A 13,332-nucleotide genomic window follows, 5' to 3' on the forward strand; every position below is an offset into this window, starting at 1 on the left:
GCGCAACGAGGGCGAGCAAAGTCGCCCTCGTTCACGCCTTGTCCAGCGGCTCAGGCCTGAGCCGCTGCGCGGCGCCGTTCACCCAGCAGGCTGCGCCCATACAGCAACGCGATACCGGCCAGCGCCAGGCCCTGCGCCGACAGGCTCCAGGCATCGGCATGAATGCCCAACCAGTCGAACTCGAAGAAGGCTACCGGACGCGTGCCGAGCACGCCGGCCTCCTGCAACGCGGCCACGCCATGGCCGGCGAAGACCACAGACAGCACACATAGCAGCACCGCGTTGACGCCAAAGAAGGTCGCCAGCGGCAGTTTGCGCGAGCCACGCAGGATCACCCAGGCCAGGCCGATCAGCAACACCAGCGCAGCCGCTGCACCGGCCAACACCGCACCATGTCCGGCAGGGCCGGCCTGCAGCCAGAGGGTTTCGTAGAACAGGATGACTTCGAACAGCTCGCGATAGACCGAGAAAAACGCCAGCACGGCGAAGCCGAAGCGACCGCCGCCACCGACCAGGCTACTCTTGATGTAGTCCTGCCAGGCCGCAGCGTGGCGGCGATCATGCATCCACACGCCAACCCACAGCAGCACCACACTGGCGAACAGCGCCGTGGCGCCTTCCAGCAGCTCACGCTGAGCGCCGCTGATGTCGATCAGGTAGGCTGCCACCGCCCAGGTCGCGACACCGGCCAGCAATGCCAAGCCCCAGCCGACGTGCACGCTGCGTACCGCCTGCTGCTGCCCGGTATTGCGCAGGAAGGCGAGGATCGCCGCCAGTACCAAAATCGCCTCGAGCCCCTCGCGCAGCAGAATCAACAAGCTGGCGAAGAAGCTCAGGCTGTCATCCATGGCGCCATCGGCCAGCAGCGCCGCAGACTTGTCCAGCTCCACCTTGGCCTGTTCCAGCGCCTGTCCCGCCTGTGCGACGCCAGCGCCATCCTGCAGCGCCTGTCGATAGGCCATCAACGCGCGCTCAGTGGTCTTGCGCTGCACTGCATCGAGGTTGTCGAGAGCACCTTCGACCAGTTCGAAGCCTTCCAGGTAGGCGCCGACGGAGAGGTCATAGGCCTGCTCACGATCACCCTCGCGGTAGGCCTGGAGACTGCGCTCCAAGGTCGAGCGGGTGTAGCCGATCAATTGTTGCGGGCCGCGCTGCTCCAGCACCGGATGCGCGCGCTGGGCGCGAAACGCGGCGACATCGCCGCCAGCTGCGTCGATCTCGGCAGGCGTGCGCCCTGCCAGCTCACTCATGGCGAAGCGCGTCTGCCCCTGTGCCGGCGCGGCGCTGAAGCCGGCGATGTAGGCGGCCAGATCCCAACGTTGGCGTTCGTCGAGCTGATCGGCGAAAGCCGGCATATCGGTGCCTTCAATGCCCAGGCCGAGCGTGTTGTAGAGGTCATACAGGCTCAGGCGATCCAGACGCGCGGCGTCACGCAGATTGGCCGGCGCCGGCTCCAGACCGATGCCGGCAGGCCCATCGCCCAGGCCGGTGTCGCCATGGCACACCGAACAATGCTGCGCGTAGAGCGGCGCGCCGCGTTCCGGGTCAGGCGTCAGCACGGGGGTCTGCGCCACCTGATAGAGCTCGGCCAGGCGTGCGCCCAGCTTGCGCGCGGCGCCTGCGACCTCATCGCCCGGTTGGCGCTGGACAATCGCCTGGTGCAGATCGCGCACGCCCTGCTCCAACTCGGCACGGCCAGCTTGAGCCGGCAAGGCGACGATCAAGCCCTGCAGCACGTCGAGAAACTCCAGTTGCTCCTGGTATTCACCGGCATCGATGATCTGGCCATGGGCAACGGTGGCCGGGTAATCAGCGCCGATGTAGCCAATCAGATGCAGCGCCTGCGCGGCGCCATCGAGGGGCTCGGCAACAGCGAGAAAGCTGAGGCTGGCCAGCAATGGCAGCATCAGCCAGGAAAGGGAGAAACGAAAGCGGATCATTAATGCATCCCAAACGAGAATGGGTGGCATTAAATTGTTGCCGGCCTAACGACCAAGCACAAGAACAATCTGAAATATCTGGTAACAATCAGCCGAGCGGAACCTGAAAGTCCGTCCTGCCCGCGTAGGTGGGCACCCAGAATCGGCGAGTCAACTGGGCTCCCGCCTTCGCGGGAGTGACGATGAATGACTCTTTCAGAACATCCCTGACAAACGCTATCGGTCAGCGTTGAACGATAGTAAATGGGGCTCAGACAGCGGCGCGCTTGACCGTTGCCAGCAAGCCAGCAGCAGCGGCGAACAGTGCGGCGAAACTGCGGTTCATTACCCGCTGCTGACGCGGTGTGCGCAGCAGCCGCAGGACGCGCGAAGCGAGCCCGGTGTAGCCGGCCATGACGATCAGATCCACGATGATCATGGTCACACCCATCACCAGATACTGCGCCAGTAGTGGCGCATGCGGGTTGATGAACTGCGGCAGTACCGCGAGCATGAAGACGATGGCCTTGGGGTTGCTGAAGTTGACCAGAAAACCGCGCAACACCAGGGTCAGTGGCCGACCAATAGGCCGCTCGGCCGCACCGGCATCCAGATCGCTGGGCAGCGCGACCCACTGCTTGTAAGCGAGGAACACCAGATAGGCCACGCCGAACCACTTGATCAGGCTGAAGGCCAGGGCCGAGGCGGCCAGGATGGCACCCACGCCCGCGGCGACGATGGCGATCTGCAGCGCCAGGCCAAGTTGCAAACCAAGGGCGTTCCAGTAGCCACGCCAGAAACCGTATTGCATACCGGCCGACATCGACGCCACGGCACCGGCACCCGGCGACAGGCTGATGACCCAGCAGGCGACGAAGAAAGCGAGCCAGGTTTCCAAAGCCATGATGCGTACCTCGAGAAGCTGAAATCAGGGGAAGAGCAGCACAGCCTACTCCGGCGCCAGCGTCTCGACTAGCGACTCAGCGCCAGCGGCGTACCGACCGTTGGAAGAACAGGCTGTTGGGTACCTGTAACACGGCGCCGGAGGCATCCTCAGTGAGGTCCTGCAGGGTGGTGTAGAACAGGTTGATGGCGATGACCCGGCCCTTCACACCCGGCTTGTCAGCGCTATCGATCACCTCGACCGTGTCGCCGATACGGAACGGCCCCATGGTGAAGATCAGCAGCGCACAGAACATGTTCGACAGCACGCTCCAGATGGCGAAGAACGCCACCGCAGCGACAGCAGTGAAACCGGTCAGCGCCGTCCACAGCACGGTGGCCGAAACCCCCAGGCGCTCCAGCACCATGAGCAGTGCACTGCCCATGATCAGCCAGCGCACCAGCCCCCGCAGCGGCTGCAGCACTTCTGGCGGCAGCAGGCTGTAACGAGCGCCGAGACGGCTGATGGCACGGGTCAGAATGCGTTGGGCAACCCACGCCAGCAGGATGATCAGCAGTACCTGGCCGGTGCGAATCAGCGGGTCGCGCCAGGCCATCAGCAAATCTAACTGTTCCATCACTCGGCTTCCTCCAGTTGCTGCTGCAACGCCTCCAGGGTTTCCAGCGCCAGCAGCCAGGCTTCCTCAAGCTCGGCCTCGCGGGTCTTGAGCTGTGCCTGTTCGGCCAGGCGCTGGCGCAGCTCATCCTTGCGCGCGGACTCGTACAGACCGCTGTCGCCCAGCTGGGTTTCGACGGCGGCGAGCTTTTCCTGCACCTTGCCCAGCTCCTGTTCGAGCTTTTCCGCCTGTTTCTTGTGCGGTGCCAGTTGCTGGCGCAACGCCGCAGCGGCCTGGCGCTGGGCGCGCTTGTCGGTCTTGTCCGCGCCACCTTCGGTCGGCGCATTCGGTGGCGCCTGACGCTGACGGTAATCGACCAGCCAGCGAGCATAGTCGTCCAGATCGCCGTCGAACGGCACCACACGGCCTTCAGCGACCAGCAGGAACTCGTCAGTGGTGCTCTTGAGCAGATGGCGATCGTGCGATACCACCACCACGGCGCCGGCGAATTCCTGCAGGGCCATGGTCAGGGCCAGGCGCATTTCCAGATCGAGGTGGTTGGTCGGTTCGTCGAGCAGCAGCAGATTGGGTTTTTCCCAGGCGATCAGTGCCAGGGCCAGGCGGGCCTTCTCGCCACCGGAGAAATTCACCACCGGCTCGTCGCAACGCGGGCCACGGAAGTCGAAGCCGCCGAGGAAATCGCGCAGGGTCTGCTCGCGCTCGCTCGGCGCCAGACGCTGCAAATGCAGCAACGGGCTGGCTTTGTCGTCCAGCGAATCGAGCTGGTGCTGGGCGAAATAGCCGATCACCAGGTTCTCACCGCGGCTCAGGCTGCCGCTCAGCGGCTGCAGCTCGGCCGACAGGTTCTTGATCAGCGTCGACTTTCCCGCGCCGTTAGGGCCGAGCAGGCCAATGCGCGCGCCGGGCACCAGGCTCAGCTTGACCTGCTGCAGCACGGTCTTGTCGCCGTAGCCGAGGCGACCTTCGCTGAGGCTGAGCAGCGGCGTAGAAATCTTCTCGGCCTCGCGGAAGACGAAGTCGAAGGGTGAGTCGACATGCGCTGCGCTCAGCTCTTCCATGCGCTCCAGCGCCTTGATCCGGCTCTGCGCCTGGCGGGCTTTGGTGGCCTGGGCCTTGAAGCGGGCGATGTACTTTTCCATGTGCGCGCGCTGCGCCTGCTGCTTCTCGTAGGCCTGCTGCTGCTGGGCCAGGCGTTCGGCACGGGTACGTTCGAAGGCCGTGTAGCCGCCGCGGTACAGGTTCAGCTTGCGCTGCTCGACATGAGCGACGTGGTCGACCACCGCGTCGAGAAAATCGCGGTCGTGGGAGATCAGCAGCAGGGTGCCGGGGTAGCTCTGCAACCAACCTTCCAGCCAGAGAATGGCGTCCAGATCCAGGTGGTTGGTCGGTTCGTCGAGCAGCAGCAGGTCGGACGGACACATCAGCGCCTGGGCCAGGTTCAGACGCATGCGCCAGCCACCGGAGAAGTCGCCGACACGGCGATCCATCTGCGCATTCTCGAACCCCAGGCCGGCCAGCAGCTTGCGTGCGCGCGCGTCGGCGGTATAGCCGTCGGCGCTGTCCAGCTCGCTGTGCAGGCGGGCGATGGCGGCGCCATCATGACTCTGCTCGGCAGCGGCCAGTTCGGCCTGCACGCGGCGCAGGTTGTGATCGCCGTCGAGCACATAATCCACCGCCAGCCGATCGAGGGTGTCGACCTCCTGGCGCATATGGGCGATACGCCAGTCACCAGGCAGCAGGCAATCGCCGGCGTCCGGGGTCAGCTCACCGCGCAACAGGGCGAACAGGCTGGATTTGCCGGCGCCATTGGCGCCGATCAGACCGGCCTTGTGGCCGGCGTGCAGGGTCATCTCGGCGCCTTCGAGCAGGCGTTGCGGACCACGCTGTAGAGTGAGGTTCTGGAGTCGGATCATAATGGCGGCGGAGTCTATCAGTTTCGCCCCGAAATCGCCTGGGAGGCCGCGTGCAGGATCTGTGGAATTTCGCCGTGCAACTCTACGCTCGCCCGGGCGTGGAAAGTGCCTGTCTTCAGTTGCAGGATGCAGGCTGCGATGTCTGCCTGTTGCTGACCGGCGCCTGGCTGGAGCAGCGCGGCGTTCCTTGCCGGGACGATTATCTAAACGCCCTTCGCGACCTGGCGCAGCCCTGGCAGCAGAACGTCGTCATGCCACTGCGGCAGACACGCCAGCAATGGCGGGCAGCAGCAAGCCAGGATGCCGAACTGGCGCCCCTGCGCGAGCAACTCAAACGATTGGAGCAGGAAGCCGAGCGACTGTTGCTGAAAAGACTGGAAGCCCTGACCAGGGATTGGCCGAGCGAGAAGGCGGGCAGCGACTGGCTGCAGCCCCTTGCCGGAAATGACAGCGCCGCGCTGCATGTGCTGCGCGGCGCCGTTGCCGCCCGTTAGGACGCGTTCGACGTACCTGGAGCAGCGGCACCATTGCTGGCCGCGGCAGGCGCCGGAGCGGCGGCGGGAGCGACGGGAGCAGTCGCGGCCTTGGGCTGCGCCGGCTTGACCGGGGCTTTTGCAGCCGCGGGTTTGGCAGCAGCGGGTTTCGCTGGGGCTTTTGCAGCGGCTGGCTTGGCGGCAGCCGGTTTAGCTGGGGCTTTCGCAGCAGCTGGCTTGGCAGCAGCCGGTTTGGCCGGCGCCTTCGCAGCAGCTGGCTTGGCAGCAGCCGGTTTGGCCGGCGCCTTCGCAGTAGCTGGCGTGGCAGAAGCAGGTTTAGCCGGTGCTTTTGCAGCTGCAGGCTTGGCAGCGGCCGGTTTGGACGGCGCTTTTGCAGCAGCTGGCTTGGCGGCAGCTGGTTTGGCCGGCGCTTTTGCAGCAGCTGGCTTGGCAGCAGCGGGTTTAGCCGGTGCTTTTGCAGCTGCAGGCTTGGCAGCGGCCGGTTTGGCTGGGGTTTTCGTAGCGGCGGGTTTGGCCGCGGCAGCCTTGGCTGGAGCCTTCTTGGCAGGAGCCTTGGCAGCTACCGGCTTCTTCGCAGCTGCGGGTTTGCTGGCAGGTTTAGCGGCGGGAGCAGCCACTTTAGCCTCTCGAACCGACAGGGCCTTGCCTACTGCTTCCTTGACCTTGCCAACACCCTGGGCCAGTTTCAGGCTTTCCTGCGCATCGCGTTTGAGTTGAGCGATATAGGTGCGGGTTTCACTCTGACTGGACTTGAGTGCATCGAGCAACTCTTCCAGGTCGGCGACTGCATCCTTTGCCTTGGCCTGCGCCTTGGCTTTGCCGGCAACAGCGGCGTCCTGCAGCTTGCTGCGGGCCTTGTGCAATTTTTCCTGAGCCTTGCCACGTTGCTTTTCCAGCTTGGCGAGCAATTTCTCAGCGTCGATCAGAGCTTGCGAGCAGGCATTTTCCAGGTGTTCGAGCAAACTGGCAGACAGTTGGTGCAGCAGGTGCAAAGGGGTAGTGATGGACTTCTTCTTGGCCGACATGGCGCGCCTCCTGGCGGATGTGAACGAGCCCATACTAGACGCAGCCGCAAGGCCTCGCCATAGGCCTTTTGGCGAGCCGAGCAGATGCCGAAGTGCGCTGGCATAATCGGCGAGACCTTTTAGCTGTTGCAGAGCACGCTACGGCGCAGCGAAACCTCAACAGCCTGCCAAGTATCTTGATCGGGAGACACCGTCATGAGCCGCGCCGTAATCGCCGCCCTCGCTATCTGCTGCAGCCTGGGCGTGCAGGCCGACCAGCACCAGCAGGATCTGGCCTACAGCCTGGGCGTACGCCTTGGCGAGCGCCTGCATGAAGAGGTACCTGACCTGCCACTGAGCGAGCTGCTCGAAGGCTTGCGCCAGGCCTACGAAGGCAAGCCCTTGCGACTCGACGCAGGTCGAATCGAGCAGCTGCTGGATGAACACGAAGCGCGTATCGAAGCCTCGCCACAGCGCCACACCAAAGCCATAGAAACCGAGCAGCGCTTTCTCGCCGAGCAAGGTCGCCGCCCGAACGTGCGGGCGCTGGCCAACGGCGTCCTGGTGACGGAGCTAAGCCCTGGCAGCGGCCCGACACCCACCGCTCGCAGCCGAGTGCAGGTGATTTACCGCGGCGAACTGGCCGACGGCAGCGTCTTCGATGAAAGCAGCACGCCGCAGTGGTTTCGCCTGGACAGTCTGATCGCCGGCTGGCGCAGCGCGTTACTGCAAATGCCGAAAGGCGCTCATTGGCGCCTGGTAATTCCAGCGGATCAGGCGTACGGAGAAGAAGGTGCGGGTGACCTGATACCACCCTATGCGCCACTGGTGTTCGATCTGCGCTTGCTCGATGTGGCCGATTGAGCGCCAACCCGGTTTCGAACAGACAAGCGGCCCGGAGCCATCCGGGCCATTGGCATCAGGCGTTCAGATCGCCTCGGCAGCCTGTTCCTGATGGGAGTTGTGCAGCACCTCGATCAGGCAGTCTTCCAGTTCGAAGCGCTCATGCAGCAATTGCCCAAGATGATTGAGCTCCGCCACCAATGAGGTGCTGTCGCGGCAATCGCCATTGTCGCAGTGGTCGTTGAACGCCAGCGCAACCGCGGTAATGGCTTCGATGCGCGGATAGATCTGCTTGGCCAGCTCCAGACCACGCTGATCGTTGAAGGCCTTGGCCTCGTTGGTCAGTTGTTCGTAGACCTCGAAGTGCCCCGCCGAAACGTAGTCCACCAGCAGCTCGCAGAAGCCCTGCAGAGATTCGCAATTGATGGCAGGTGCCTGTGGCGCTTTGGTGATAGCGGTATAGGCCAGCACCAGTTCGCGGCGCTCACCCAGCCAGCGATCGATCATCTGGTGAACCCCGCCCCAGCGTTCCTGTGCGTTCTGACAACTCTCAAGCATGATGAACCTCGCTTCCCTTGTCGCTGCTGCCTGTTATACGCCCGTTCCCGAGACGTTTTTTATGGCCTGCCTCCTTGCTAGCCACCCTTCTGGCCGTCGCTACGCGACGTTAAAAGCCGAACCCGACGACTTTTTGTCAATCGGTGCCTTAACCTCAGAAAAAAGTCGGAAAATGGCGTTTTTCCGGCGGTACGTGCGAGCCAGATTATGCTCGTGGGCACACACCATCAAGGCATCGCAGCGAGAAAATTTCATACGAGCGTTTAATGTCGAAGCCACGAGCGGTATGGCTTCGCGCAATTCGCATTCTCAATCGCGACGCAGCAGCTGGAACAGGCAGAACCCGAGCATGCCGATGAAACCCAGCAGGCTCCACTCGGGGATGCTCATACCGAACAGCGTCCATTTCACCTCGGCGCAGTCAGCACTGCCCTGGAACACCAGGCGCACGATGTCCTGCATCGGCAGAGCTTCCATCATGAACTCGAGGCTCGGCAGGCACGCTTCGAGCTGATCGGCCGGCACGCTCTGCAGCCAGATCTGCCGGCCGGCGGTGGCGGCGCCAGCGCCGGCAAACAGCAGTGCCAGTACCGCGTAAACGCGGCGCCCTAGGCTGCCTGGCCCATGGATCGCCGCGATCAGGCAGACCACGCCGAACAACACCACGCAGATGCGTTGCAGCACGCACATTGGGCAGGGCTCCAGCCCGACGACGTGTTCCAGGTACAGCGCAGCCGCCATCAGCAATACACAGCCGATGAATGCCAGGAAAAACAGGGGACGCGGACTGGCCAAGTGCATGGTGGCTCCGGGAGGGAAATCGAGGGCCGTACGGTAGAGGAAAGCGAGGGCGCCTTTCAAGGCGCCCCGTGAATCAGAGTCGGCAGTTCATCATGCTGGAACGCCCCTCCGTCCGCATCCCAAACCTACCGCGGCATTCGGCCGCAGTCATTCAAGCGCTGACGCCCTGCGGTTGAGGCAGAGAAGGCAGGCCTTGATGCAGCAAGCCAAGACTCTCCAGCAATAGCTGATTGCTGCGTTCCAGTTCGCCCAACTGCGCCAGCAGACGCGCCAGTTCGGCACAGGTTTCCGGATGACGCTCGATCTTCAGACTGGTCTCGAAGTAATCGCGCGCCTTGCCCCACAACTGGTTCTGCAGGCACAGGCGGCCCAGGGTCAAGAGCAAGGCTGGGTCCTGCGGATGCTGCTTGAGCCAGAGTTCGGCGGTTTGCAGCTGACGCGCCGGATCGGCGCCACGCAGCACGCCATAGAAGCGCGCCAGGCGGCTGTCGTAGCCACGCTTGAGCGCGCCACGCAAAACCTCTTCGGCCTCTTCCTGTGCGCCCAATCGACGCAATTGCTCGACGTAGGTGGCAATCAGCTCAGGTTCCTGACGCAGCGGTGAAGAAAGCTGTTGCCAGGCCTGGGTCAGAGGCTGCAGTGCTGTTTCTCCGTCGCCCTGACCTAGCTGCCCGGCATCGGCCAGACGACCGCGCCAGGTCTCGCGCTCCAGCTCGTCGAGTTCGGCGGCAGGCAGGGCCTTTTCCTTGCGCAGCTCAGGCAGCAGGCCAAGCAGTGCCGACCAGTCCTGACGCTGCAAATACAGGCGCTGTAGCTGGCGCAACACCAGATGATGGCCCGGATGACGCTCGCGCATCGCCTGCAGGGTCTCTAGCGCAGCCTCACTGTCGCCACGATTGCGTTGCAGCTCGGCGTGGGTCAGGGCAATCGCCAGCTCGGCTTGAGGCTGCTTGCTCAGTGCGCGCTCAAGCAGGGCATCGCTCTGCTCGTGTTGGCCAAGCTTGTTGGCAGCCCGTGCTGCGCCCAGGTAATACATCAACGGTCGGCTGTCGGCTTCGGCAGCGCGGGTCAACTGACGCTGCGCTCGCGCCCAGCGGCCTTCGGCCAGGTCCTGCATGCCCTGTTCGGACGCCAGGCGCACGCGACGACTACGGTGCAGACGCGACCAGGGGTTGGCCAGCCGCGTCGAGCTGAGCAGCAGACGCAACGTCCACTTGATCAGGTAATACAACACCACGACGACCACCAGCAGGCCAAGGAATGCCCACAGGCCGGACTGATAACGGAAACCCTTGTACGCGAACAACACATAGCCGCGGTCGGCCTCGATAGCCAGGCTGAGCAGATACAACCCGACTGCCACGGCCAGCAGTAGCAGAAGCCAGATCAGGCGTCTCATTGCGCCTCCTCGGCCGCGGCGGCCCCCTGCCGACGTTGCGCCTGCTTGCGTTGCAGGTACGCCTGCAGTGCATCGAGCGAGTCACTCAGGTCCGGCACCTTGACCTCGATACTGGCATCGGCCAGTTCCTTGAAACGCTGGCGCAGGGCACGACTGTCTGGATTGTCCAGATTGAAGTGGGCGTCGAGGATTTCCTCGGCCTGCTTCAAGGACTGCTGATAGACGCCGGTCTGGCCATGCAGCGCGGCCCACTGTGCCTGCTCCAGCGCCAGCGACAGACTCAGGCGCACCTGCGACAGGCTTTGCCCGGACAGCAGCGGACGCACGTTGCGATCGGAATCGAATTCGATACGGAAGTACTCCGAAAGCTTCTTCACCCACTCGCCCCACCAGGCACTGCCATCGCCTTCGGCTGCCAGATCGGAAAGCACATCGCCCTGCCCTTCGAAGGTCGGCGCCAGGGGATTGAGGGTTGCTGCCTGCTCACGCAAGGCGCCCAGTTGCAGGAACAGGCCGACGCGATCCGGGCGCGCCGTGGTGCGCAGCGCTTCCAGGCTACGGCTGAGTTGCTCGCGGGCGGCGAAGGCGGCAGGGTCATCCTGCTCACGGAGGATTTCATCGGCAGCCAACACCAGTGCTTCGGCGCTAGCGACATCCTGCAATGCCGACAACCGCAAAGTCGCCAAGCGTAGCAGGTGCTCGGCTTCGTCCAGACGCCAATCCTGGCGGCTGCCATCGAGCACGCTTTCCAGACGCTGGCTCATACGCTGCTGATCGTTCTGCAGGTTAGCCAGCAGGCGGCGGCGCTCGTCCAGTTCATCTGCGCTGGGCAGAGCGGACAGGCGCGAATCAAGGCGCTGGGCCAACTCATCCACTTTCTTCGCGCTGTCGTCGCGGGTGCGCTGCAGGTCTTCGGCCTGCTGCTGGTCCCGGCTCTGCATTTCATGCAGTTGCCAGAGGCTCCAGCCACCGGCAGCGGCACCTGCCAAACCGATCAGCAGGGCGAATGCGGCAAGACCGCTACCACCACCACTGCGGGGTACCTTCGCGGGTGGCGGTGTGGGGGTGGGTTGCACGGCTTCGCTGGCCGTTTTTTCTTCTGGCGTGTTCGGGGTGGATGCTTCGCTCACGTATCCGTCCTTTTAGAGGGCGGCAGCCGGAAACTGCTCCAGAGCTGCCTGCAAGGCCGCGGCATTGGCGCCACGACAGTCCACAACGATCTGTGCACCCGCAGCACGGGCCTGTTCGGCGACGCGCGGGCTGGGTACGAACAAGGGTAGCCGAGCCAACGCCGGCCAGTCATCGCCGGCTAGCTGTTGCAGATGTTCGAAACCCTGTCCACTGCTGACAACCAGGCCGTTCAGGCGTTCCGCTCGCACCCGCTGACTCAGCTCGCCCGGCGCGTACAGCGGCAGCACACGGCGATACAGTGACAGATAGTCGACCGTCACGCCTTGGCCGCGCAAGTACTCGGCAAGGAATTCTCGGCCACCTTCGCCACGCAGAATCAGAACACGCGGCGTAGATGCCGTGGCAATCGCCTGGTGTAGCGCAGGCAGAGCGAGCAGCGCTTCGCTGTCATCGGCCGAATCAGGAAAGTGCACGCGCAAGCCCTGTTCGGCGAGCACAGCCGCGGTGGCAGCGCCGACGCTGAACCAAGGCAGGTCAGGCGTCTGCGCCGTATATTGCGCCAAGAGCCGCAACCCCATGCGAGCCGCCGGCTTGCTGACCACGATCACCCCACAGTAGCGTTGCAATGTGGCGAAGACCTCGCGCTGCTCGGGCGTCTCATCCAGCGCTTCGATGGCCAGCAGCGGCATGCAGTGACTGAACACGCCCTGCGCACCCAAGGTCTGCGCCAGCGCTGCACAATCCTCGGCTGGACGGGTCAGCAGCAGGCGCCATGCATTCAAGAGTGGCCAGCCTCACCGTAAACAGCCTGGAGAATGGCATCGGCGCCTTGCGCCAGCAGTGCCTCGGCGACACGCACCCCCAGGGCTTCAGCATCACCACTGGCAGCACGTTCTTCGGCGCGCAGCAACAGGCCGCCGTCAGGCTGGCCGACCAGACCGCGTAGCCATAGCTGGTCATTTTCGAGCAGGGCATAGCAGGCGATGGGAACCTGGCAGCCGCCATTGAGATGTTTGTTCAGCGCACGCTCGGCAGTAACGCGCAGCGCGGTTTCACGGTGATGCAACGGTGCCAGCAAAGCATGCACGTCACTGTCGGCGCTGCGGCACTCGATACCCACGGCGCCCTGGCCGCCGGCCGGCAGGCTGTCCTCGGCGCTGATCGAACTGCGGATGCGATCTTCGAAGCCCAGGCGAATCAGGCCGGCGGCGGCGAGAATGATGGCGTCGTATTCGCCGGCATCGAGCTTGGCCAGCCGGGTATTGACGTTGCCACGCAGGAACTGGATTTTCAGGTCCGGCCGACGCGCCAGCAGTTGCGCCTGACGGCGCAGACTGGAAGTGCCGACCACGCTGCCCTCGGGCAGTGCATCAAGGCTGGAGTAGGTATTGGAAACGAAGGCGTCGCGCGGGTCTTCACGCTCGCAGATGCAGTACAGACCCAGCCCTTCGGGAAAGTCCATCGGCACGTCCTTCATCGAGTGCACGGCGATGTCGGCTTCGTTTTCCAGCAGTGCGGTTTCCAGCTCCTTGACGAACAGGCCCTTGCCACCAATTTTCGCCAGCGGTGCGTCGAGCAGCTTGTCGCCGCGGCTGACCATGGGCACCAGGCTGACCTTGAGGCCCGGATGGGCCTGTTCCAGACGGGCTTTGACATATTCGGCCTGCCACAGGGCCAGGGCGCTCTTACGGGTGGCGATGCGAATTTCGCGGGACATGAGGCAATTCCAGAAAACCGATTGCCGCAAATC

The 13,332-nt window shown here is 63.9% G+C and carries 13 protein-coding genes; 2 read left to right on the forward strand and 11 right to left on the reverse strand.

All coding sequences use genetic code 11. The features are described 5' to 3' along the window. Nucleotides 1–50: 50 nt before the first annotated feature. The 4 genes from EGJ86_RS11745 to EGJ86_RS11760 all read right to left on the reverse strand — a co-directional run bounded on the left by EGJ86_RS11745 (nucleotide 51) and on the right by EGJ86_RS11760 (nucleotide 5,352). Nucleotides 51–1,940: a cytochrome c/FTR1 family iron permease gene (locus EGJ86_RS11745; RefSeq protein ID WP_106735077.1), complete on the reverse strand. Its 1,890-nt coding sequence runs from the start codon at nucleotides 1,938–1,940 to the stop codon at nucleotides 51–53. Nucleotides 1,941–2,190: 250 nt separating this feature from the next. After that, nucleotides 2,191–2,823: a LysE family transporter gene (locus EGJ86_RS11750; protein WP_099524656.1), complete on the reverse strand. Its 633-nt coding sequence runs from the start codon at nucleotides 2,821–2,823 to the stop codon at nucleotides 2,191–2,193. A gap of 76 nt (nucleotides 2,824–2,899) precedes the next feature. Next, the gene (locus EGJ86_RS11755) at nucleotides 2,900–3,439 is read right to left on the reverse strand and encodes a mechanosensitive ion channel family protein (protein WP_099524658.1); all 540 of its coding nucleotides are present in this window, start codon (nucleotides 3,437–3,439) and stop codon (nucleotides 2,900–2,902) included. After that, the gene (locus tag EGJ86_RS11760) at nucleotides 3,439–5,352 is read right to left on the reverse strand and encodes an ATP-binding cassette domain-containing protein (protein WP_099524660.1); all 1,914 of its coding nucleotides are present in this window, start codon (nucleotides 5,350–5,352) and stop codon (nucleotides 3,439–3,441) included. The genes EGJ86_RS11755 and EGJ86_RS11760 overlap by 1 nt, the downstream gene beginning before the upstream one ends. Before the next feature lie 50 nt (nucleotides 5,353–5,402). On the opposite strand from EGJ86_RS11760, the gene EGJ86_RS11765 reads away from it, so the two are divergent. Next, entirely contained in the window at nucleotides 5,403–5,846 is a 444-nt protein-coding gene (locus EGJ86_RS11765) for a TIGR02444 family protein (protein ID WP_125835221.1), read from the forward strand. On the opposite strand, the gene EGJ86_RS11770 is transcribed toward EGJ86_RS11765, so the two are convergent. Continuing rightward, nucleotides 5,843–6,871, reverse strand: coding sequence for an AlgP family protein (locus tag EGJ86_RS11770; protein WP_125835222.1), 1,029 nt, complete (start codon nucleotides 6,869–6,871; stop codon nucleotides 5,843–5,845). The genes EGJ86_RS11765 and EGJ86_RS11770 overlap by 4 nt on opposite strands. A 195-nt stretch (nucleotides 6,872–7,066) precedes the next feature. Between EGJ86_RS11770 and EGJ86_RS11775 the strand changes: the two genes are divergently transcribed. Next, entirely contained in the window at nucleotides 7,067–7,714 is a 648-nt protein-coding gene (locus EGJ86_RS11775; protein WP_125835223.1) for an FKBP-type peptidyl-prolyl cis-trans isomerase, read from the forward strand. A gap of 63 nt (nucleotides 7,715–7,777) precedes the next feature. Here the strand turns inward: EGJ86_RS11775 and rsd are convergent, their stop codons facing one another. The 6 genes from rsd to hemC all read right to left on the reverse strand — a co-directional run bounded on the left by rsd (nucleotide 7,778) and on the right by hemC (nucleotide 13,299). Continuing rightward, complete coding sequence (rsd, locus tag EGJ86_RS11780; RefSeq protein ID WP_099524667.1) at nucleotides 7,778–8,251, reverse strand: sigma D regulator; 474 nt, start codon at nucleotides 8,249–8,251, stop codon at nucleotides 7,778–7,780. 309 nt (nucleotides 8,252–8,560) lie between these two features. Further along, nucleotides 8,561–9,052, reverse strand: a complete 492-nt coding sequence (locus EGJ86_RS11785; protein ID WP_125835224.1) for a disulfide bond formation protein B — start codon at nucleotides 9,050–9,052, stop codon at nucleotides 8,561–8,563. A gap of 151 nt (nucleotides 9,053–9,203) precedes the next feature. After that, nucleotides 9,204–10,451 (reverse strand): heme biosynthesis HemY N-terminal domain-containing protein, encoded by a 1,248-nt coding sequence (locus EGJ86_RS11790; RefSeq protein WP_106735073.1) that lies wholly within the window; start codon nucleotides 10,449–10,451, stop codon nucleotides 9,204–9,206. Continuing rightward, on the reverse strand, nucleotides 10,448–11,581 hold the full coding sequence (locus EGJ86_RS11795; RefSeq protein WP_125835225.1) for a uroporphyrinogen-III C-methyltransferase: 1,134 nt from the start codon (nucleotides 11,579–11,581) through the stop codon (nucleotides 10,448–10,450). Before EGJ86_RS11795 ends, EGJ86_RS11790 begins: the two co-directional genes overlap by 4 nt. A 12-nt stretch (nucleotides 11,582–11,593) precedes the next feature. After that, nucleotides 11,594–12,364: a uroporphyrinogen-III synthase gene (locus tag EGJ86_RS11800; RefSeq protein WP_125835226.1), complete on the reverse strand. Its 771-nt coding sequence runs from the start codon at nucleotides 12,362–12,364 to the stop codon at nucleotides 11,594–11,596. Next, nucleotides 12,361–13,299, reverse strand: coding sequence for a hydroxymethylbilane synthase (hemC, locus tag EGJ86_RS11805; RefSeq protein ID WP_099524677.1), 939 nt, complete (start codon nucleotides 13,297–13,299; stop codon nucleotides 12,361–12,363). Before hemC ends, EGJ86_RS11800 begins: the two co-directional genes overlap by 4 nt. Nucleotides 13,300–13,332 lie beyond the last annotated feature (33 nt).

This window comes from Pseudomonas sp. o96-267 (genome assembly GCF_003935465.1).
Lineage (GTDB): Bacteria > Pseudomonadota > Gammaproteobacteria > Pseudomonadales > Pseudomonadaceae > Aquipseudomonas > Aquipseudomonas sediminis.

What these genes read in the sequence shown, in the direction of transcription:
- EGJ86_RS11770 (WP_125835222.1), bottom strand. Translation starts at nt 6,871, where the DNA reads ATGTCGGCCAAGAAGAAGTCCATCACTACCCCTTTGCACCTGCTGCAC.
- EGJ86_RS11790 (WP_106735073.1), bottom strand. Translation starts at nt 10,451, where the DNA reads ATGAGACGCCTGATCTGGCTTCTGCTACTGCTGGCCGTGGCAGTCGGG.
- EGJ86_RS11755 (WP_099524658.1), bottom strand. Translation starts at nt 3,439, where the DNA reads ATGGAACAGTTAGATTTGCTGATGGCCTGGCGCGACCCGCTGATTCGC.
- EGJ86_RS11750 (WP_099524656.1), bottom strand. Translation starts at nt 2,823, where the DNA reads ATGGCTTTGGAAACCTGGCTCGCTTTCTTCGTCGCCTGCTGGGTCATC.
- EGJ86_RS11775 (WP_125835223.1), top strand. Translation starts at nt 7,067, where the DNA reads ATGAGCCGCGCCGTAATCGCCGCCCTCGCTATCTGCTGCAGCCTGGGC.
- EGJ86_RS11760 (WP_099524660.1), bottom strand. Translation starts at nt 5,352, where the DNA reads ATGATCCGACTCCAGAACCTCACTCTACAGCGTGGTCCGCAACGCCTG.
- EGJ86_RS11785 (WP_125835224.1), bottom strand. Translation starts at nt 9,052, where the DNA reads ATGCACTTGGCCAGTCCGCGTCCCCTGTTTTTCCTGGCATTCATCGGC.
- hemC (WP_099524677.1), bottom strand. Translation starts at nt 13,299, where the DNA reads ATGTCCCGCGAAATTCGCATCGCCACCCGTAAGAGCGCCCTGGCCCTG.
- EGJ86_RS11745 (WP_106735077.1), bottom strand. Translation starts at nt 1,940, where the DNA reads ATGATCCGCTTTCGTTTCTCCCTTTCCTGGCTGATGCTGCCATTGCTG.
- rsd (WP_099524667.1), bottom strand. Translation starts at nt 8,251, where the DNA reads ATGCTTGAGAGTTGTCAGAACGCACAGGAACGCTGGGGCGGGGTTCAC.